This is a genomic window from Klebsiella sp. CN_Kp106 (assembly GCF_040064575.1).
In the GTDB taxonomy this organism is placed as follows: domain Bacteria; phylum Pseudomonadota; class Gammaproteobacteria; order Enterobacterales; family Enterobacteriaceae; genus Klebsiella; species Klebsiella michiganensis.
On sequence record NZ_JBEAIG010000069.1, the window covers coordinates 97,870 to 119,593 of the forward strand.

At 55.8% G+C, this 21,724-nt stretch carries 14 protein-coding genes; 5 read left to right on the top strand and 9 right to left on the bottom strand.

All coding sequences use genetic code 11. The features are described 5' to 3' along the window. Positions 1-19: 19 nt before the first annotated feature. Positions 20-511: a serine protease inhibitor ecotin gene (gene eco, locus ABLU96_RS23940; protein WP_014230206.1), complete on the top strand. Its 492-nt coding sequence runs from the start codon at positions 20-22 to the stop codon at positions 509-511. Between the two features lie 44 nt (positions 512-555). Here eco and mqo read toward each other — a convergent pair whose 3' ends face one another. Further along, positions 556-2,190 (bottom strand): malate dehydrogenase (quinone), encoded by a 1,635-nt coding sequence (gene mqo / locus ABLU96_RS23945; protein WP_064404461.1) that lies wholly within the window; start codon positions 2,188-2,190, stop codon positions 556-558. A gap of 279 nt (positions 2,191-2,469) precedes the next feature. On the opposite strand from mqo, the gene ABLU96_RS23950 reads away from it, so the two are divergent. Beyond that, complete coding sequence (locus ABLU96_RS23950) at positions 2,470-3,717, top strand: SulP family inorganic anion transporter (RefSeq protein ID WP_049101612.1); 1,248 nt, start codon at positions 2,470-2,472, stop codon at positions 3,715-3,717. Here the strand turns inward: ABLU96_RS23950 and mgtE are convergent. The 6 genes from mgtE to ABLU96_RS23980 all read right to left on the bottom strand — a co-directional run bounded on the left by mgtE (position 3,680) and on the right by ABLU96_RS23980 (position 11,041). Further along, positions 3,680-5,116, bottom strand: coding sequence for a magnesium transporter (gene mgtE / locus ABLU96_RS23955; protein ID WP_014230209.1), 1,437 nt, complete (start codon positions 5,114-5,116; stop codon positions 3,680-3,682). The genes ABLU96_RS23950 and mgtE overlap by 38 nt on opposite strands. A 168-nt stretch (positions 5,117-5,284) precedes the next feature. After that, the gene (locus tag ABLU96_RS23960) at positions 5,285-6,928 is read right to left on the bottom strand and encodes a multidrug ABC transporter permease/ATP-binding protein (RefSeq protein WP_064404459.1); all 1,644 of its coding nucleotides are present in this window, start codon (positions 6,926-6,928) and stop codon (positions 5,285-5,287) included. 76 nt (positions 6,929-7,004) lie between these two features. Next, a complete protein-coding gene (gene alkB, locus ABLU96_RS23965; RefSeq protein WP_064404457.1) occupies positions 7,005-7,655 on the bottom strand; it encodes a DNA oxidative demethylase AlkB in 651 nt (216 codons plus the stop codon). After that, the gene (ada, locus tag ABLU96_RS23970) at positions 7,655-8,719 is read right to left on the bottom strand and encodes a bifunctional DNA-binding transcriptional regulator/O6-methylguanine-DNA methyltransferase Ada (RefSeq protein ID WP_064404455.1); all 1,065 of its coding nucleotides are present in this window, start codon (positions 8,717-8,719) and stop codon (positions 7,655-7,657) included. The genes alkB and ada overlap by 1 nt, the downstream gene beginning before the upstream one ends. 72 nt (positions 8,720-8,791) lie before the next feature. Further along, on the bottom strand, positions 8,792-9,844 hold the full coding sequence (gene apbE / locus ABLU96_RS23975) for an FAD:protein FMN transferase ApbE (protein ID WP_025106709.1): 1,053 nt from the start codon (positions 9,842-9,844) through the stop codon (positions 8,792-8,794). A gap of 102 nt (positions 9,845-9,946) precedes the next feature. Then, complete coding sequence (locus ABLU96_RS23980) at positions 9,947-11,041, bottom strand: porin OmpC (protein ID WP_064404453.1); 1,095 nt, start codon at positions 11,039-11,041, stop codon at positions 9,947-9,949. 771 nt (positions 11,042-11,812) lie between these two features. On the opposite strand from ABLU96_RS23980, the gene rcsD reads away from it, so the two are divergent. Together rcsD and rcsB are read left to right on the top strand one after the other, a co-directional pair. Then, positions 11,813-14,473 carry a phosphotransferase RcsD gene (gene rcsD / locus ABLU96_RS23985; RefSeq protein ID WP_064391605.1) on the top strand — a complete coding sequence of 887 codons (2,661 nt, stop codon included), beginning with the start codon at positions 11,813-11,815 and terminating at the stop codon, positions 14,471-14,473. Positions 14,474-14,489: 16 nt separating this feature from the next. Further along, positions 14,490-15,140, top strand: coding sequence for a response regulator transcription factor RcsB (gene rcsB / locus ABLU96_RS23990; protein ID WP_004103995.1), 651 nt, complete (start codon positions 14,490-14,492; stop codon positions 15,138-15,140). A gap of 44 nt (positions 15,141-15,184) precedes the next feature. Here rcsB and rcsC read toward each other — a convergent pair whose 3' ends face one another. Continuing rightward, positions 15,185-18,031 (bottom strand): two-component system sensor histidine kinase RcsC, encoded by a 2,847-nt coding sequence (gene rcsC, locus ABLU96_RS23995; RefSeq protein ID WP_064404451.1) that lies wholly within the window; start codon positions 18,029-18,031, stop codon positions 15,185-15,187. A 130-nt stretch (positions 18,032-18,161) separates the two neighbouring features. After that, the gene (gyrA, locus tag ABLU96_RS24000; RefSeq protein ID WP_004852752.1) at positions 18,162-20,795 is read right to left on the bottom strand and encodes a DNA topoisomerase (ATP-hydrolyzing) subunit A; all 2,634 of its coding nucleotides are present in this window, start codon (positions 20,793-20,795) and stop codon (positions 18,162-18,164) included. A gap of 185 nt (positions 20,796-20,980) precedes the next feature. Here gyrA and ubiG point away from each other — a divergent pair, with 185 nt between their 5' ends. Beyond that, the gene (gene ubiG / locus ABLU96_RS24005; RefSeq protein WP_014230217.1) at positions 20,981-21,709 is read left to right on the top strand and encodes a bifunctional 2-polyprenyl-6-hydroxyphenol methylase/3-demethylubiquinol 3-O-methyltransferase UbiG; all 729 of its coding nucleotides are present in this window, start codon (positions 20,981-20,983) and stop codon (positions 21,707-21,709) included. The last annotated feature ends 15 nt before the right edge of the window (positions 21,710-21,724 follow it).

Below are 21,724 nucleotides of genomic sequence, written 5' to 3' on the forward strand. Positions count from 1 at the left end.
ATAACAAAGGATTACCCACGTGAAAAAAATCACTACGTTTGCTGCCTCCCTGCTGGCCGTTGCCTGCATGTCCACCAGCGCCGCTGCAGCTGAGCAGCCGCTGGAGAAGATCGCCCCGTTTCCAAAGGCGGAACAAGGGATGAAGCGTCAGGTGATTCAGCTGCCGCAGCAGCAGGATGAATCCGCATTGAAAGTCGAGCTGATGATTGGCCAGACGCTGGAAGTCGACTGCAACCGCCACCGCCTTGGCGGCCAGCTGGAAAGCAAAACCCTGGAAGGCTGGGGCTACGACTACTACGTATTTGATAAAGTGACGTCACCCGTCTCAACCATGATGGCCTGCCCGGATGGTAAAAAAGAGAAGCAGTTTGTGATGGCTGGCCTGGGCGATGCGGGCATGCTGCGCTATAACAGCAAGCTGCCGATCGTGGTTTATACCCCGGCGAATATCGACGTGAAATATCGTATCTGGAGAGCGGACGAAACCATCGGCGTAGCCGTTGAGCGTTAATGCCTGAAGAGTGAATCCGGCGGCCTGCGCCGCCGGAGAAGCGCTTACAGCGCGATGTCAGCGATAGGTTTCCCTTCCGGCAGCGGCTTTAGCGTCGCCTGCGGAACGTTATCAGCCTCAGTAAGCGGCTCATAGCGCAGTTCCAGCACTTCGCTGGTCCACGCCAGCGCCTTTTCAATTTCCGCTGCGTTGCCATCCAGACGCGTACCGTAGCTCGGGATAATCGCTTTCAGTTTCGCCTGCCACTCCGCTGAGTTGATCTTCTCTTTGAACACTTTCTCCATCAGCTGCAGCATGATTGGTGCCGCGGTGGAAGCACCCGGCGAGGCGCCCAACAGCGCGGCTACCGTGCCTTCATCATCGCTGACAACTTCGGTTCCCAGGCGCAGAACGCCGCCCTTATTCGCGTCGCGCTTGATAATCTGCACGCGCTGGCCGGCCTGCCATAAGCGCCAGTCTTCTTTGCGCGCTTCCGGATAGTACTCGCACAGCGCCGCGTGACGATCTTTGTCCTTTTGCAGCACCTGGCTAATCAGGTATTTTACCAGATCGAAGTTATCCAGCCCGACGTTGAGCATCGGCATGATATTCGACGTATTGGTGGAGGCCAGCAGATCCCAAAGCGAACCGTTTTTCAGGAAGCGGGTTGAGAAGGTCGCGAACGGCCCAAACAGCACCACGCGTTTGCCGTCGATAATACGGGTGTCGATGTGCGGAACCGACATCGGCGGCGCGCCCACTTCCGCCTGGCCGTAGACTTTAGCCAGATGGTGAGTCACCACTTCCGGGTTCTCACAAACCAGGAACTGACCGCCGACCGGGAAGCCCGCGTACTCCTTCGCCTGCGGAATACCGGTTTCCTGCAGCAGGGTCAGCGCGGCGCCGCCGGCGCCAATAAAGATAAATTTAGCTCTGATAACCCGTTTCTGGTGGCGATTGTTCGCATCCGCCAGCGTTACGCTCCAGCTCTTGTCGGCGTTGCGCTTAAAGCGACGGACCACGGTACCCAGCTGAAGCGAGAAATTATCATGGGTTTGCAGTCCGGCGATCAGCTGACGGGTAATTTCACCGTAGTTCACGTCGGTGCCGACTTCTGAGCGGGTCGCGGCCACCTTCTGCTGCGGATCGCGCCCTTCCATCACCAGCGGAGCCCACTCTTTAATTTGTTGATGATCTTCAGAGTAGCGGATACCGCGGAACAGCTCGCTTTGTTGTAACGCCGCATAGCGGGCGCGCAGGAAGTTCACGTTGTCTTCGCCCCACACGAAGCTCATGTGCGGCACGCTGTTAATAAAGGATTTAGGCTTTTTCAGAATGCCGCGGGTCACCTGGTGGGCCCAAAACTGACGAGAAATCTGGAAAGATTCGTTGATATCAACCGCTTTATCGATATTGATACCGTTAGCGGTTTGCGGCGTATAGTTCAATTCCATCAGCGCCGCGTGGCCGGTGCCCGCGTTGTTCCATCCGTTCGAGCTCTCTTCCGCGACGCTGGACATCTGCTCGACCATGGTAATAGACCAGTCCGGCTCCAGTTCCTGCAGCCAGGTTCCCAACGTGGCGCTCATGATGCCGCCGCCAATCAACAATACATCCGTCTCTTGCTCATGGCGGGTGTTGGTCCGAGTGTTATTGGAACCAACCGCCTGTGAGCTGGGTACGGCCATCTTTTTCTTCATCGGATTTGAGCCTTACTTTACTCGCTTTTTTATTTAGCGCAGGTGAAACGATTCTCGGCTTCAAAGGTAACACTGAAGAAAAAAAATTTAAATATTGTTTAAATTTTAAGTTGAGTTTTGAGATCTGTTATAAAAATGTTTAATAAATGTGTATCACAAATCACATTTTGTACTGGTGTCAGCGATGCATCCGCGCTATTATCCTCGGTTTTGTGACCGACCGCACGTAAGCAGCGACCGTTCCTGGCCAAAATTTTTTAAATTCTGCGAACTTTTTTTATGCCCCCAGTTTCCGATTCCGCTACCTCTGGTCACGCTGGCGCATTAGGCCAGATACTGCGCTCGCCCGCGCTGCTGACGCGTGAAACGCTGGCAGGCGTGCTCACCGCGCTGGCCCTGATCCCCGAAGTCATCTCCTTCTCCGTCATCGCTGGCGTTGACCCGAAAGTTAGCCTGATTGCCTCCGTGGTATTGTGCCTGGCGATGTCGGTCCTCGGCGGTCGGCCGGCGATGGTCACCGCGGCCGCCGGCTCGGTGGCGCTGGTTATCGGGCCCATGGTGCACCAATACGGCGTCGGCTACATTCTGCCGGCGGTCGTGCTGGCAGGCGTTATTCAAATTTTGTTTGGCCTATGCGGCATGGCGCGCCTGATGCGCTTTATCCCACAGCCGGTGATGACCGGTTTTGTTAACGCGCTGGGTATTCTCATCTTTTTTGCTCAGGTACCCCATTTCTGGAGCAAGCAGCCGCTGATTATCGGTCTGTTCGTATTGACGCTGCTGATTGTCCTGTGGGCGCCGCGCTTTATTAAAGCGATCCCTTCTCCGCTGATTGCTATCGTTCTGCTGACGCTGTTTACCGTTTTCAGCGGCCAGCTGCTGCCGACCGTCGGCGATGAGGGCTCCATGAGCGGCGGACTGCCGGGGTTAACCAGCCTGATGGTGCCCCTCGACTTAACCACGCTGCGCATCATCTGGCCCTGCGCGCTGAGCATCGCTTTTGTCGGCCTGATGGAGTCGCTTCTGACGGCGAAGCTGGTCGATGATTTGACCCACACTCCTTCCAGTAAGGCGCGCGAGAGCGCCGGTCTGGGCGTCGCCAACATTCTCGCCGGGTTTTACGGCGGCATCGCCGGGTGTGCGATGATCGGTCAGACCATCGTTAACGTTGAAATGGGCAAAGCGCGCAGCCGCGTCTCGACCGTTGCCGCAGGCCTGGTACTGCTATTGCTGGTAACCGCGTTAAGCGAAGTGATGGCGAGAATCCCGATGGCCGTGCTCGCCGGCGTGATGGTGATAGTGGCGGTAAAAACCTTTAGCTGGCACAGCATTCGTCCGGCGGAGCTGGCGCGCAATCCGTGGCCGGAAACGCTGGTGATGCTGGTGACCGTCGGCGCGACCGTCGGCACCAGCAATCTGGCAATCGGCGTTCTGGCAGGCCTGCTCTCAATGGCCCTGATCCCTCGCCGTCTGCGCACTCAAGCGCAGGCTACATCAAAAAAAGCGTCGCCAGCCCAAGAAAAATAAAGAATCCCCCGGTGTCGGTAATAGCGGTAATCATCACGCTGGAGCCGACCGCCGGGTCGCGTCCCAGCTTGACCATCACCATCGGGATAATCACCCCCATCATCGCCGCCATCAACAGGTTGAGCATCATCGCCAGCGTCATTACGCCGCCCAGCTGCGGATCGTCGTACAGCCACCAGGTGATCGCCCCCATAATCCCGCCCCAGACGATCCCATTGATCAGCGCGACGCCCATCTCACGCAGGATCAGGAACGAAAAGCTTCCCGGCTGAATATGCTGTAACGCCATCGCCCGCACGATCATGGTGATCGTCTGGTTGCCGGTGTTACCGCCGATTCCGGCGACAATCGGCATCAGCGAGGCCAGCGCCACCAGTTGGGAAATGGTGTGCTCGAAACCATCGATAACGCGGGAGGCGATAAAGGCGGTGCACAGATTGACCGCCAGCCAGGCCCAGCGGGTCTTCACCGCTTTGCTCACCGGGGCAAACACATCGTCATCGTTGCTCAGGCCGCCCATCCGGCGTAGATCGTTATCCGTCTCCTCGTAGACCACGTCAACGATCTCATCGATGGTTAAACGCCCCATCAGCTTGCCGTCGGCATCAATCACCGCCGCGCTGAGTAAGTCATCACGTTCAAAGGTACGCGCGACTTTTTCCGCGTCCTCGTGCGGCTGGAAGGTCACCGGATCGCCTTCCATCACTTCCCCCACCCGCTTCTGCGCATCGTTGAGCAGAATGGTTTGCAGCTCGAGTTCGCCGAGCAGCAGCTTATTGCGGGTGGTCACAAACAGTTTGTCGGTGTTCTCCGGCATTTTCCCTAGTCGCCGCAGATAGCGCTGTACCGCCGCGAGAGTGGCTTCCGGACGAACGGTAATGACCTCGAACTCCATGATCGCGCCGACGGTATTGTCGGCGTAGCGCATCATCTGGCGGATACGCGCGCGCTTATCCGCGGGCAGCGTGGCCAGCAAACGTCCGGTCAGATCGCGCGGCAGGTGCTGCAGCAGGTAGACCTGTTCATCAATATCGAGATTTTGCAGCGCGAACAGCAGGTCGTGATCGCTCATCTCCTCGATGAGGTCGCCCCAGACGCTTTCCGATGCCTCCAGCAGCACTTCACCGCGCTTATCGTCAGCGACCAGCCGCCAGAGCGCGTTGCGCGCATCGTAAGGCAGCGCTTCGAGCGCATCGGCAAGGTCCGGAGGCGGCAGGTGGGAAACCAGCATCTCCACTTCCGCCAGATCGTCGGCAAGCGTGCTGTCATCGTAACGTTCAGCGAGGGTTAATTTACCCAGCAGCGAGGATGTGACGGCTTTATCGGTGCTCAGGAGCCAAATGAGGCGGGCGCGCTCTTCGTCACGCAATCTGGCGCTTTTTTTATGCAAAACGGACATCGGTCAGGCAATCCTTGTAAAAATATCTGTCAGACCAGCAGGCCGGAAGCCTTAAGCATAGCGCGAGGAGGCGGAAATAATAACCGCTATGAATTCAGTCGACGGAAAAAACAGCAGCCTGCGGGAAGCCCGGAGGTCGGCTGGCGCCTCCGGGACGGCGTAAAGCGATCAGGCGGTACGGGCGACCGCGTCGCGGGTCGCCAGCTCGCGCTCATTTCCGGTCAGCTCAGACAGCTGGCCGCCGCGCATTTCCAGCAGCCTGTCGGCGTGCTGAAAGTAGTGATCGTCATGGCTTATAGCAAAGAGGGTTTTACCCATCTCCTTCATCAGCGGCAGCAGCACCTGATAGAACTCACGGCGGAAATGGGGGTCCTGATCCGCCGCCCATTCATCCAGCATGATGATATCTCTATCTTCCGCTAACGCCAGCAGCAGCGCCACGCGCTTTTTCTGCCCTTTTGACAGCTTCAGGTCGAGGATTTTGCCATCGTCGAGCCGTAGCTTATGGTTCATCTGCAGATAACCCAGCCACTTCTCCACCAGCGCCGGGTCAGCCGCCTTCCCTTCCGGCCCCAGCAGTCTGTCAAACAGCCAGACGTCGGTAAACACCGCCGAGAACAGCTTGCGATAATCTTCCGGCTTATCCGCCGCCATCGGCTGCTCGTCGACCAGGATCTGCCCGGAAAGGGGCTGGTACAAACCGGTCAACAGCATAGCCAGCGTCGATTTCCCGCTACCGTTACCGCCGATGAGAAAGACCAGTTCGCCGCGCTTGAGGGTCATGTTGATCGGCCCGACCGCAAAGCTGTTGTCAGGATAATGGAAGGTGATGTCGCGCAGCTCGAGCGTCTGCCAGTGGGGATGCGCCTGCGGCTGCGGGAACTCAGCGCGGTACGGTGCGAGCGAAAACTTATTTAGCTTGTTGAATGCCACCTGCGCGCTGAGCAGAGTGGGCAGCGCGCCTACTGCCGAGAGCAGCGGCGTGCGCAGGAATAATAGGGTCAACGAGTAGGTCGCCGCCACCGCCGTATCGGCCCAGCCCAGGCTGTTGGCCATCCAGAAGACCAGGCCAATCGCGCCCAGCATCATAATATTCGACCAGTTGACCGCGCTCAGATGAAAGGTATCGGCGCGAACAATATGGTGCCGGTATTCTCGCGCATCCGGCAGATAGAGCTGATTAAACACATATTCGGCGCGCTCGCGGTTGAGAGTGAGCTCTTTGCGACCTTCGAGCACCGTCTGGTAGTCGTGATACAGCTTATCTTCGCTTTCGCGCAGCGACGCCATATGCTTATAAACCCGCGATACCAGCATAAATCCGCCCCAGATGGTCAACGCCAGCCACAGGGCGGTAACCAGCATCATTTTTCCTGACAGCCAGGCCAGATAAGCGGCGGAGCCAAAGGTCAGAATAATCCCCTGCACCAGCTCCGGCAGGCGTACGAAGGCAATGGTGATATTGCGGATATCGCTGGTTAGCCCGGCCAGCAGCGACGCGCTGCCGATTTTCTCGATCTTCTCGATTTGCGTATCCAGAATGCGCTTAATAAATTCGCCGCGCAGGCGGTAAACGAAATGGTGGCCGAGCGTGGTCAGCGCCAGCTGCGAGCCGAGGGTGACCGCCATCAACAGCAATAGCAGCCCGAGAAACTCCGGCAGGACCGTCAGGGAGGTATCGACAAGGGTTATCAGGCGCAGGTTAATGAAGGCGATAAGCCCAATACCCAGCGCCGCGCTCAGCAGGCTCAGGGCAATGACGGAGATAAACGGCCAGCGATACTGGCGCCAGACAAGAAGAAGAAGTTCCATAACGCGTAATCCGGGCAAGCAAAAACAGCCAGCAGTTTAAACTGCTCGACGATGACAGCAAGAATAATTCTTATTTTTATTCTTTATTACCCGCCAGGCGGAAAGTGAGATTGTAACGACAGCCGCCGGTAGCCGGATGGATGCCCGCTTTCAGCGGTTGAATACCGTGGTAAAACAGCCGCGATTCGCCGCCCCAGACCACCACGTCGCCGTGCTCCAGCAGCACCCGCTGCAGCGGATCGTTACGCCGCAGGCCGCCAAACTGAAATATCGCCGGAAGCCCCAGAGAGACGGAAACAATCGGCGCTCGCAGGTTTTGCTCGTCTTTATCCTGATGCAGCGACAGCTTCGTTCCCGGCTGATAGCGGTTGATAAGACACGCATCCGGGGTAAAGCGCGCATAGCCGCTCGCCGCCGCCGCTTCTGCGGCCAGTTCGCGGAAAAGCGGCGGCATCTGCGGCCAGCGCTTGCCCGTCAGCGGATCGTCGGCAGCATAAAGATAGCCGTGCTGGTTGGTGGTCCAGCCCAGCTCGCCGCAGTTGGTCATCGCCACCGACATCGTATAGCCGCCGGGGGTAACCATCTGGCGAAAAGGCGAACGACAGGCAATCTCGCTGATTGCCTGCAAAAGCGCCGGCGCGCGCTCTCGGGCGTAGCGGCGCAAAATTATCGCCCCCGGAGCCAGCGGCTCCTGCCAGGGCGGCGTATCGGCAAAAAGATCGAGCATTATTTCTCCTCGGATGACGCTTCTCGCGCCAGCAGCAGCGCCTTGCGCGCCGTCCCCCAACGATAGCCGGATAGCGCCCCATCCTCGCGAACGACCCGATGACAGGGAATAACCAGCGCCAGTTTATTCGCAGCGCAGGCGCTTGCCACCGCCCTCACCGCGCGGGGGCGACCAATACTTTGCGCCACCTGGCGATAGCTGCGGGTCTCCCCCGCCGGGATCTGACGCAGCGCCTGCCAGACCTGAAGCTGAAACGCCGTGCCGCGCAGATCCAACGGCAGGGAAAACGGCTGCCGGTGGTCATCAAGATGGGAAAATACCTGCACCACCCGCTGACGAAAAATCTCGTCGCCCGGATGCAGCCGCGCATTGGGGAACAGGCTGGCTAATTCCGCATAGAGCAAGGCGTCGTCCTCTCCGGGCAGCACGGCGCACACGCCCCGCTCACTCTCAGCCACCAGACAGCGTCCCAGCGGACCGTCGCCGCATACCCAGGTAATATCGATATCCCCCCCGCCGCGGCGAAACTGGCGGCCGGTCATTCCCAGCGCGGCGTCAGCCTGCTGGTAGTAGCTGCTACTATCCGGAAAACCGGCAGAGAGCGCCGCATCGGTAATTTTCGCCCCCTGTCCCAGCGCTTCGCGTAAACGGCGAGCGCGCCACGCCTGTTGCCAGGCTTTAGGGGTCATTCCGGTGACGGATTTAAAGAGGCGGTGAAAATGAAAGGGGCTGACCGCAAGCTGGCGTGCCAGCGCTTCCAGCGTTATCGGCGTCTCCTGCTCCAGCAGACGGCACGCGGCAGCTACTTTCTCTACCTTCTGCTGCTGCGGATCGGTTTTTTCCGGCTGGCAGCGTTTGCACGGACGAAAGCCTGCCGCCTGCGCGCTTGCCACATCAGGATAAAAGCGAACATTTTCCCGCAGCGCGCGGCGCGAGCGGCAGGAGGGGCGGCAGCAGACGCCGGTGGTCAGCACGGCAAAGACAAACTGACCATCGGCGCTGGCATCGCGTTCGCATACCGCCTGCCAGCGGCGCTCATCGGTATCAATCATTATCGTTTTCATCACGGACTCCTGCTGTAAGTGTATCTTCAGTGTGGGCCGAAGTCCGTCATCAAAAACCCGAAATCTTGCGCTTTAATTTTTCTCGCCAACGAGGAAAGTGCGGAACTGCGGCGACATCCAGGTTTTAAACCCGTCCCCCTCTTTGATAATCATATAGACCGCCAGCCCCTGTTCGCGTACCACGTCCCGCGCTTTTTCCGGCCCCAGCACCATCAGCCCGGTGTCCCAGCCGTCGGCTTCCAGCGCCGTCGGGGCGATAACGGTCACCGAAACCAGTTTATGATCGATAGGCCGCCCGGTTTGCGGATCGATAACGTGCGAGATGCGCTTACCGTCCAGCTCATAGTAGTTGCGATAGCTGCCGGAGGTGCTGATGCCGTGGCCGTTGATATCAACGATCGCCTGTACCGCGTTTTCGCGATCGGTTGGCTTCTGGATCGCCACCCGCCACGGCTGCCCTTCCGCATTCATTCCCCGGCTCGCCAGCGCGCCGCCCACCGAGACCAGGTAGCGCGAGATCCCCTCCTGCTCCATCAGGCGCGCCAGATGATCGGCGGCGTAGCCTTCACCCACGGTAGAGAGATCGACAAACAGATCCGGAATATCTTTTTGCAGAAACTGCTTGCCGGCCTGGTTGATCACCGTCAGATGCTGTAATCCGCTGCGCGCTTTCGCCGCGGCAATCTGCTGCGCATCCGGCGTTTTGACCGGCTGTTTATCCGGGCCAAAACCCCATAAATTGACCAGCGGCCCGACGGTGATATCCATGGCGCCATGGGTTTTTGCGCCAATGCGCAGCGACATCGTCACGATATCCGCCATCGCCTCGCTGACCGGCCACGGCGAGGTACCCGGCGAATGGTTAAAGCGCATCAACGCTGAATCGTTCTTCCAGGTGGAAAGCAGACGATCGTCGGCATCCAGCTGAGCCTGAACTTTCTGGCGCAGCGCCTCGGCCTTCGCCTCATCAACGTTGATGACGCTAACCCGCCAGAATGTGCCCATGGTTTTACCTTCCAGCACGGTGGCGGCGGATTTTGGCGTCTGGGGAGTGGTGGCTGAATCACAGCCTGAAAGTAATACGCAGGCGCCGAACAGGGCGGCGCGGAAAAAAGTGATATCCATAAAATTGGCTTCCTCTGGCTAAGGCGCAAAGAGTACACCAGCAAGGTTAAACCGGGCATAAAAAAAGGCGCCATCGGCGCCTTTTTTCAAACTTCAGCGTGCTTAGAACTGGTAAACCAGGCCCAGAGCAACGATGTCGTCGGTAGAAACACCGGCGTTACGAGTGAAGCTGTTGTCGTCCAGCAGGTTGATTTTGTAGTCAACGTAGGTGGACATGTTTTTGTTGAAGTAGTAGGTAGCGCCTACATCAACATATTTCAGGATATCCTGGTCGCCGTAGCCTTCCAGATCCTTACCTTTGGACTGCAGGTAAGCCACGGACGGACGCAGACCGAAGTCGAACTGGTACTGAGCAACCACTTCGAAGTTCTGCGCTTTGTTAGCAAAACCCTGGTTGCCAGCGCGAGTTGCGTTGTAGGTCTGGGTGTACTGAGTCGCCAGGTAGATGTTGTTGGCGTCATATTTCAGACCACCGGTGTAGGTTTCAGCGTTGTCGCCGCGGCCCAGAGCAGGAACTGTGTTCTGATCGCTGGTACGTTTAGAGTGAGAGTACGCGAAACCAGCGCTGATACCTTCCCAGATATCATAAGTCAAAGCGGTACCGTAACCGTCGCCGTTCTGTTTGCTCCAACCACGACCGTTGTTAGTCGAACCTTCACCGCTTACGCTGCCGTTTTTACCCTGATACTGCAGAGCAAAGTTCAGGCCGTCAACCAGACCGAAGAAGTCAGAGTTACGGTAGGTTGCCACGCCGTTAGCGCGAGACTGCAGGAAGTTGTCAGAACCGTAGGTGTCGCCGCCGAATTCCGGCAGAACGTCAGTCCAGGAAGTTACGTCGTAGACAACGCCGTAGTTACGACCGTAGTCGAAAGAACCCGCGTCGCCGAATTTCAGACCAGCAAATGCCAGACGAGTCCACGCCTGATCGCTGGAGCTCTCGGTGTTGTTTGCCTGAACGTTGTATTCCCACTGGCCGTAACCGGTCAGTTGGTCGTTGATCTGAGTTTCGCCTTTGATGCCCAGACGCATGTAGGTCTGGTCGCCATCGGAAGATTTGTCGTCAGAGAAATAGTGCAGACCGTCGATTTTACCGTACAGGTCTAATTTGTTGCCATCTTTGTTATAGACTTCAGCCGCATTCGCTGCGCCTGCTACCAGCAGTGCCGGTACCAGGAGGGACAGTACTTTAACTTTCATGTTATTAACCCTCTGTTTGTTATATGCCTTTTATTATTGCCACTGCTTACTGATTACCCTTCTAATCAGTCGGCTATTTCATTGTGCTGCAAAACGCGGAATAATCCAACAAGAATATGATACTAAAACTTCTAAGATGTTTCAAAATACCCACAAGATGTTTCAATTTGTAAATGTGAGGGAACTTTTTTTCGGCCCTAAATGGGTATCGGAATAAGCACTAATAATCAAAAAATAAAAATTTTTAATCCCTGTCAATGAGTTACAGGGTTACATATCTATAGCACTGAATGGTAAAACAAAATTCTCGTCTGCGACTAAAATTACCCTCGCTATCATCATTAACTTTATTTATTACCGTCATTCAGTTCTGAATGTCTGTTTACCCCTATTTCAACCGGATGCCTCGCATCCGGTTTTTTTTACCCTTCTTTACACATCTTTAATTATTCCATGCTACCGGCGAAAAAAATAACGGTTATTAATCAAACAGCTTGCGAATAAACTCAAGGCTGTTTATATAATTTCTTGTTATTTAGTGCTATTTCCGTTAGTCAATCCGTAAACAATTGTACAAAATCAATCGTGCTGTACATCTTTGCTCACCGCGCGGGTTTGGGATAAATCTCAAGGCAAAAAAGTCGTTGTATGGTATTCAGATGTATGGATTTTGGGCGTTAACCTTTATACTGTTCATAGCATCTGCGCTGCCCCCGGTTAACTTGGTGCAACAGTCCGTTTACACATACTGATGAGTCGTACTCTCACACGATGACCCCGAAAAAATTTTCCCTGATACCCGGTAACATTACCCGCTTCTTTATTCTCATGGTCATCGTCCTGCTGGCGACGATGGGGGTCATGATCCAAAGCGCCGTTAACACCTGGCTAAAAGATAAAAGCTACCAGGTTGTCGATGTCAGCTACGACTTACATAAACGCATTGATACCTGGCGCTACGCCACCTGGCAAATCTATGACAACATTGCCGCGACCTCGTCCAGTTCAGCCGCAGAAACAGGGTTACAAGAGACGCGTTTAAAGCAGGACGTTTACTACCTTGAGAAACCCCGGCGCAAAACTGAAGCGCTGATTTTTGGCTCTCATGACAGCTCAACGCTGGAAATGACGCAAAAAATCTCCAACTATCTCGATATCCTGTGGGGCGCCGAGACCATTCCCTGGTCGATGTATTACCTTAACGGCCTGGATAACAGCCTGATTCTGGTTTCAACGCTGCCGTTAAAAGATCTCTCCTCCAGCTTCAAAGAGTCGACCATCAGCAGCGTCGTTGAATCACGGCGGGCAGAAATGCTGCTGCAGGCCAACACGTTAGATGAACGCGAGACGTTTTCGTCGCTGCGCCACCTCGCCTGGCAAAACGGCTACTACTTCACCTTACGCACCACCTTTAACCAGCCCGGCCACCTGGCGACCGTTGTGGCCTTCGATCTGCCCATTAACGATCTCATCCCTCCCAGTATGTCGCTGGAGAGTTTCCGCCTGGAGCCCGATCCGTCGCAGAACGTCAGCGCCAATCCGGATAAAGAAACCGCCGACATCGTCAGCATTAACTTTAACGGCCCGCAGATTGAAATTATTACCACAATTAATACCACCGGTATGCGCCTGGTCTGGATGGTGCCCTTTAGCGAGCTGATTCTGGAGTCCTTGCAGAGTATTTTACTGCCGCTGCTGCTGAACATTGGCCTGCTGGCGCTGGCGCTGTTCGGATTTACCACCTTCCGTCACTACAGCGGCCGCAAAAGCATCGTAGGGACGGCCGTTTCCTCGGCCGCCAATAGTGAATTACGCGCCCAGCGCGCCATTCATGAAGAGATTGTTTCTCTGCTGCCGCTGGGGCTGCTGGTGCACGATCAGGAAGCTAACCGGACGGTGATCAGCAATCCGATTGCCGATCATCTGCTGCCGCATCTGAATCTGCAAAACATCATCAACATGGCCGATCAGCACCAGGGCGTGATTCAGGCGACGGTGAACAATGAACTGTATGAAATCCGTCAGTTCCGCAGCCAGGTGTCGCCGCGCACGCAAATCTTTATTATTCGCGATCAGGACCGCGAGGTGCTGGTGAATAAGAAACTCAAGCAGGCCCAGCGCCTGTATGAGAAAAACCAGCAGGGCCGTACGGCGTTTATGCAGCATATCGGCGCGGCGCTGAAACAGCCGGCGCAAACGCTGGCGGAAGAAGCTGCGGCGCTCGGCATGGCCGAAAGCCGCAGGCTGGCCCAGCATGCCGATGAACTGGTACAGCTGGTTGATGAAATAGAGCTGGCAAATCTGCTGGAGAGCGATAGCTGGAAGAGCGTTCAGGACCTGTTCTCAATTCAGGAATTGATCGATGAAGTGGTACCTGAAGTCCTGCCCATCATCAAACGCAAAGGTCTGCAGCTGCTGATTAACAACTCGCTACCGGCCAATGAGCAGCGCTACGGCGATCGCGACGCCCTGCGCCGCACCCTTTTACTGCTGATTCAGTACTCGGTGACCACCACGTCTATTGGCAAAATAACCCTGGAAGTCAGTAAAGATGAATCCGCGGACGATCGTCTGACCTTCCGTATTCTGGATACCGGCAACGGCGTTTCGGCGAACGAAATCGACAATATGCACTTCCCGTTCCTCAACGATACGCAGGCAGACCTTTACGGCAAAGCCAACGCCCTCACCTTCTGGCTCTGCGATCGCCTGACGCGCAAGCTCGGCGGACAGCTCAATATCAAAGCGCGCGAATCGCTGGGTACCCGCTACTCCCTGCATCTAAAAATGGCCGCCAGCGCGGAGGAGAGTGATTCGGGTGAACATCTGCTGGATGAAGTGGTGATTATGCTTGATGTGACCGCCAATGAAGTCCGCCGTATCGTGACCCGTCAGCTGGAGAGTTGGGGAGCTACCTGCATCACCCCGGATGACAGAATCACAAGTCAACAATATGATCTCTTTTTAACGGATAATCCGTCTAATCTTACTGCTTCGGGCTTGCTTTTAAGCGATGATGAAGCCCGGGTTCATAAGATTGGTCCTGGTCAGCTCCGCGTAAACTTTAATATCAGCGCTGCGCTGCAGGAAGCTATCCTGCAATTGATTGAGCAGCAGCTTGCTGAGGAAGAGGAGCAGCCATCCTCTCCCGGGAACGAAAGTAACGCCGAACTGCATGCCAGCGGCTATTACACGCTGTTTGCTGACACGGTACCAGATGATGTTAAGAGGCTGTATAATGAACTGGCGACGGGCGATTTCGCCGCGCTGGCGCAAACCGCCCACCGCCTCAAAGGGGCATTTGCTATGCTAAATCTGGTACCCGGCAAGCAGTTATGTGAAACGCTTGAGCATCTGATTCGTGAAAAAGATGCGCAAGGCATAGAAAAATATATCAGCGACATTGACGTTTACGTCAAGAGCTTGCTGTAGCAAGGTAGCCTAATACATGAACAATATGAACGTAATTATTGCCGATGACCATCCGATCGTACTGTTCGGTATTCGTAAGTCACTTGAACAAATTGAGTGGGTGAACGTTGTTGGCGAGTTTGAAGACTCCACCGCATTAATCAACAATCTGCCTAAACTGGACGCACACGTCCTGATTACCGATTTATCGATGCCCGGTGATAAATACGGCGATGGCATTACGCTTATTAAATACATCAAGCGTCATTTCCCGGACCTGTCAATCATTGTACTGACAATGAACAACAACCCGGCGATCCTGAGCGCGGTTCTGGATCTGGACATCGAAGGGATCGTCCTGAAACAGGGTGCGCCGACCGATCTGCCTAAGGCGCTCGCCGCGCTGCAAAAAGGCAAAAAATTCACCCCGGAAAGCGTGTCGCGCCTGCTGGAAAAAATCAGCGCCGGCGGTTACGGTGACAAACGTTTGTCGCCCAAGGAGAGTGAAGTGCTGCGTCTGTTCGCCGAAGGCTTCCTGGTCACCGAGATAGCCAAAAAGCTCAACCGCAGTATCAAAACCATCAGTAGCCAGAAAAAATCGGCGATGATGAAGCTCGGCGTGGAAAACGATATCGCCCTGCTCAACTACCTCTCTTCCGTTTCCCTGAGCTCAACGGACAAAGACTAACGTCTCTCTTCCCGGATAGCGCGGCGCTATCCGGGAAACGTCTTTTATTCCCTGCCCTTACGTACCCGCGCGGCGTAGACCGTCAGCGTCTGCTTGATAATATCCAGAGTGACCGGTTTTGAAAGGCAGCTGTCCATACCGGACTCCAGGCAGCGCTGCTTCTCCTCCGCCAGCGCGTTGGCGGTCACCCCAATAACCGGCAGCGTAAGCCCTAGCTGGCGAATGCGCTGGGTCAGGCGATAACCATCCATATTCGGCATGTTGACGTCGCTGAGCACGATATCAATATGCTGCTTGCTCAGGACATTCAGCGCATCGACCCCGTCATTTGCCGTCACGCACTGATAGCCCAGCGATCCCAGCTGATCGGCCAGCAGACGTCGGTTAATCGGATGATCGTCCACCACCAGAATCATCATGTCATCATTGCTGGCGGTTTGCGCATCCGCCGCGGATAGCGCAGGGCCGTTTTCCGTACTGGCCATGGCAATATGGAAGATGCGGGCCAGCAGCGGCAGCAGCTCGTGCGGCGTGGCCACGCTATGCAGCCACTCGCCGGGCGCCCGCTCCTGTGGAATACCGATATGCCGACGAGAGAAGATCACCATCGCGCCGCCGTCCCAGGCGTCATGCGTCTCGCTATCGGTCAACAGAATATCCTCCGCGCCCGGCGCTTGCCCGTCAAAATGACGGACCGGAATACCGTGATATTTCAGCAACTGCTCGACGAAAAGCGCCAGCGAGCTGTTATCAATCGCCAGCCAACAGCATTTTTCCGCCAGGCCATCAATATTCGGCGACGGCGTATTTTGTACGCCATAAAGCGGGATACGAATAGTGAAGCGGCTGCCCATACCTGGCTCGGTTTCAACGGCAATATCGCCATCCATCATGCTGATAAGCTTTTCACAAATCGCCAGACCGAGTCCGGTCCCCTGGAAATTGCGCTGCACGCCGGTCCCCACCTGGAAGAACGGGTCAAACAGGCGTACGACCTCTTTCGCCGGGATCCCTTCCCCGGTATCGCGCACGCTGATGCGCAGATAATCCTCCGCCCGCTCTACGTGCAGGATAATGCAGCCGGTATCGGTAAACTTAATCGCGTTACTCAGCAGGTTTGAAATAACCTGCTGCAGGCGCATCGGATCGCCGGACATCAGCTGCGGTACGTCAGGTTCAATAAAGCAGTACAGCCCGAGATGTTTCCGCACCACCAGCGGCAGATAGTTGGCGGAAATATGGTTCATGACCTCGCGCGGCGAAAACTCCCGCGGCTCAATTTTGAGCTGTTCGGACTCAATTTTCGAGAAATCGAGGATGTCGCTAATAATTTTCAGCAGCAGGCTGGAAGAGTTGTTCATCGCCGTCACCAGACGATCGACGCCCTTCGGTAGCTCTTTGGTCTGCAATAAATCGAGGTTACCGATAATCCCGTACAGCGGCGTTCGCAGTTCGTGGCTGACGGTGGCAAGGAACATCGATTTCGACTGGCTGGCCTGCTCGGCGGCCTGGGCCATCTCCTGCAGCGACTCCTCCATTTTGACGCGCGTCGAGACATCCACCAGCACGCAAATCGCCACGTTCTCGTTACGGTAGCGCGAGTGGACAAAGCTGATTTGCAGATTGGTATTGTTGCTGGTCAGCACATCGACAAAGTTCACCTGCTGGCCGCAGATAATTTGCGTCAGCCGCTGCCGATCCTCATGGGTTAGCATATTGAGATAGTTATGCGCCAGCTCGTTACTCAGGATATTGGTGCCGTCGATCGTACGTAAAATACAGATCCCCACCGGCGCGGAGGCAACGATTTTTCGGTTGAACTGCTCGTGCTCTTCGAGGCGCTGGGCGTCGTTTTCAGCCGGAATAAAAATCCGCCGTTCATACATGCGGGCAAGCGCAAAAAGGAGCCCGCCGGTAAGCAGATTGAGCACCACGGCGTTCAGTATCAGCATCCGGATGCGTTCCAGCACCTGATCCACCGGCACCGAATAGACAATGCTCAACGATGACGGCGGCAGGCTTTTTTTCATCGCCAGCTCGCGAAAACCGGCGGTATAGCCGAACCACAGACGCTCCTGCATCCACTTCGCATCCGGTTTAATATTGCTGTCCGACCCGGCAAGCGAGATCAGCGTCTGTCCGTTATCGTCGAGAATCGTCACGTTCATCGGCAGACTGCCTGGGGTAAAGAAGCTTTCCATGCGGATGGTTTGCTCTACGCCGAGCATGGCCTGCAGGCGGTTCGCCACATAGATTGGGGTCAGCGCATAAAAATAGCCAACGCCCGGACGCACGCCCTGGCTTATCCAGAACAGATTGTTACCGCGCTCGTTTTGCGGCGCGTCGCGATACTGCTCAATACGCTGATGCAGCACTTTTAACGCCTGGTCCCGCTCCAGCGGAATATCGCGCAGGCCGAAGTTGGCCATACACAGATTGTCGCTGCCAATCATAAAAATACGATTGAGGTCGTAGGCCGTTGAGAAATTGTCGCGCCAGTAGCGCATAAACCACGCCAGTGACTGCAGCGAGTTACGCCAGGTCGTACTCATCAGCGCGCAGTCGGAATCCGGGTAGAGCGGTTCAAAATTAGGGATCGTAATATCGCCGCGCTGCACCGGCGTATCGCCGCCTTCGCTACCGTCCATCGGCCGGTTGCCGGCAACGTATTTCAGCTCTTTGATCACATCGGCCGTACGCTGTATGTAGCGCTGCGCCTGATCGGCATTGAGGTTAAATTCCTGGCGAATTTCCGATTCGCGATCGTGCAACGCATTGACGATGTAAAACACCGAAACAAAAGCGACCAGCACCCACAGCAGTATCGCCAGCGCTCTGAACAGATAGCGTGAAACCTTTAACGTGTTATGGAAAGAAGCTAGATATTTCAATGTGGCGATGCTCGGCCGTCAGGGGCTCAACAGAATGGCGTTAAGGTAACGATAAAACAACGGTCCCGCAACGGGAAAACAAAAAGGGCCGGGGAGAACCCCGACCCTTTCAGACAATTACCGCAGAGAATTACTCTTCGTCTTCGGCGATGTCATCGTCAGTATCCGCTTCCGGCGCGATATCTTCGTCGCCTTCCGCCGCGCTGCCGTCGATGGCATCCAGCTCTTCGTCATCAACCGGCTCAGCCACGCGCTGCAGGCCGACCACGTTTTCATCTTCCGCAGTACGAATCAGGATCACGCCCTGAGTGTTACGACCGACAATGCTCACCTCAGATACGCGGGTTCGTACCAGCGTGCCCGCGTCGGTGATCATCATAATCTGGTCGCAGTCATCAACCTGCACCGCGCCCACAACGGAACCGTTGCGTTCGGTCACTTTGATTGAGATAACGCCCTGGGTCGCACGCGACTTAGTGGGATACTCTTCAGCTGCGGTACGTTTACCGTAGCCATTCTGCGTGACGGTCAGGATGGCGCCTTCACCGCGCGGAACGATCAGAGAAACCACTTTGTCCTCGCCGGCCAGCTTGATGCCGCGCACGCCTGTGGCGGTACGGCCCATCGCGCGGACGGCGTCCTCTTTAAAGCGCACCACTTTACCGGCGGCGGAGAACAGCATGACTTCGTCCTGACCGGAGGTCAGATCGACGCCAATCAGCTCGTCGCCTTCGTTGAGGTTAACCGCGATAATACCGGCGGAACGCGGACGGCTGAATTCAGTCAGCGCCGTTTTCTTCACGGTACCGCTGGCGGTCGCCATAAAGACGTTCACGCCCTCTTCGTATTCGCGGACCGGCAGGATCGCGGTAATACGCTCGTTGGCTTCCAGCGGCAGCAGGTTGACGATCGGACGGCCGCGCGCGCCGCGGCTGGCTTCCGGCAGCTGATAAACCTTCATCCAGTAGAGACGACCGCGGCTGGAGAAGCAGAGGATCGTATCGTGGGTGTTGGCCACCAGCAGGCGGTCGATAAAGTCTTCTTCTTTGATACGCGCCGCAGATTTACCTTTACCGCCACGACGCTGGGCTTCGTAGTCGGTCAACGGCTGATACTTCACGTAGCCCTGATGCGAAAGGGTCACGACAACATCTTCCTGGTTGATCAGGTCTTCAATGTTGATATCCGCGCTGTTCGCGGTGATCTCGGTACGACGCGCGTCGCCGAACTGTTCACGGACCAGCTCCAGCTCTTCGCGGATAACTTCCATCAGGCGATCGGCGCTGCCCAGAATGTGCAGCAGTTCCGCGATCTGTTCCAGCAGCTCTTTGTATTCATCGAGCAGTTTTTCATGCTCAAGGCCGGTCAGCTTCTGCAAACGCAGATCCAGAATCGCCTGCGCCTGCTGTTCGGTCAGGTAGTACTGGCCGTCGCGTACGCCGAACTCGGGCTCCAGCCATTCCGGACGGGCGGCGTCATCGCCTGCGCGTTCCAGCATCGCGGAAACGTTGCCCAGATCCCATGAACGGGCGATTAAGGCGGCCTTCGCTTCCGCCGGGGTCGGCGCGCGGCGAATCAGTTCGATAATCGGATCGATGTTGGCCAGGGCAATCGCCAGCGCTTCGAGGATGTGCGCGCGATCGCGGGCTTTACGCAGTTCAAAAATCGTACGACGGGTCACCACTTCGCGGCGATGGCGCACGAACGCGGCAATAATTTCTTTCAGGTTCATGATCTTCGGCTGACCATGGTGCAGGGCAACCATGTTGATACCGAAGGAGACCTGGAGCTGGGTCTGCGAATAGAGGTTGTTCAGCACCACCTCACCCACCGCATCGCGCTTCACTTCAATCACGATGCGCATACCGTCTTTATCGGACTCGTCGCGCAGCGCGCTGATGCCTTCGACGCGTTTGTCTTTGACCAGCTCAGCGATTTTCTCAATCAGGCGCGCTTTGTTCACCTGATACGGAATTTCATGCACGATGATGGTTTCGCGGCCGGTTTTCGCGTCAGCTTCCACTTCCGCGCGCGCGCGAATGTACACTTTACCGCGACCGGTACGATAGGCCTCTTCAATGCCGCGGCGACCGTTGATGATCGCGGCGGTCGGGAAGTCCGGACCTGGGATGTGTTCCATCAGCCCTTCAATGCTGATGTCTTCATTTTCAACGTAGGCCAGACAGCCGTTGATCACTTCGGTGAGGTTGTGCGGCGGAATATTCGTCGCCATACCTACCGCGATACCTGACGAACCGTTGACTAACAGGTTCGGGATTTTGGTCGGCATAACGTCAGGGATCTTTTCCGTGCCGTCATAGTTATCGACGAAATCCACCGTCTCTTTTTCGAGGTCGGCCATCAGCTCATGGGCGATCTTCGACATACGGATTTCCGTATAACGCATCGCTGCGGCGGAGTCGCCGTCGACCGAACCAAAGTTACCCTGGCCATCTACCAGCATATAGCGCAGGGAGAATGGCTGCGCCATACGTACAATGGTGTCATACACGGCAGTATCACCATGAGGGTGGTATTTACCGATTACGTCACCAACGACACGGGCAGATTTTTTATAGGCTTTGTTCCAGTCATTGCCCAATACGTTCATGGCGTATAGTACGCGACGGTGTACCGGCTTCAGGCCATCTCGGACATCCGGCAGCGCACGGCCAACAATGACCGACATCGCATAATCCAGATAGGAGCTCTTCAGCTCTTCCTCAATGTTGACCGGTGTAATTTCTCTCGCAAGGTCGCTCATCTAACCGCTATCCCTCTACTGTATCCCGGATTCAAAGGTCGCAAATTATAACACAGCCGCGGTGATACGGGTAAACCTATACCCAATGATTTTCGCGCGGCGAAAGGCGACAGGGATAGACGGTTTATTCATCCCTGAGGCCTGATATACTCGCGGGTCTGAACTGAACAGGAGTAAAAGCGCCCATGAATGCCGAAAAACCGTCGGTGGCCCACAATGTTGATCATAATGAAATCGCTAAATTTGAAGCCGTCGCCTCGCGCTGGTGGGATTTAGAGGGCGAATTCAAGCCGTTACATCGCATCAATCCTCTACGCCTCGGCTATATCGCGGAGCGCTCCGGCGGCCTGTTTGGCAAAAAAGTACTTGATGTCGGCTGCGGCGGCGGCATCCTGGCGGAAAGCATGGCCCGGGAAGGCGCAGCGGTGACCGGTCTGGATATGGGCTTCGAACCGCTACAGGTGGCGAAACTGCACGCCCTGGAGAGCGGCATTCAGGTCGAATATGTCCAGGAAACCGTTGAAGAGCACGCGGCGAAGCACGCCGGAGAGTACGACGTCGTTACCTGCATGGAGATGCTGGAGCACGTTCCGGATCCGCAGTCGGTCGTCCACGCCTGCGCGCGGCTGGTCAAACCTGGCGGTCAGGTGTTCTTCTCAACCATTAACCGCAACGGTAAAGCGTGGCTGATGGCGGTCGTCGGCGCCGAATACATCATGAAAATGGTGCCGAAGGGAACCCACGACGTGAAGAAATTCATCAAGCCCGCGGAGCTGATCGGCTGGGTAGATGAGACAATTCTGAAAGAGCAGCATATTACCGGTCTTCATTACAATCCGTTGACCAATACCTTCAAGCTGGCGCCAGGGGTGGATGTTAACTATATGTTGCATACAACGGCAAAAAAAGCATAACGTCAGCTGTATTTC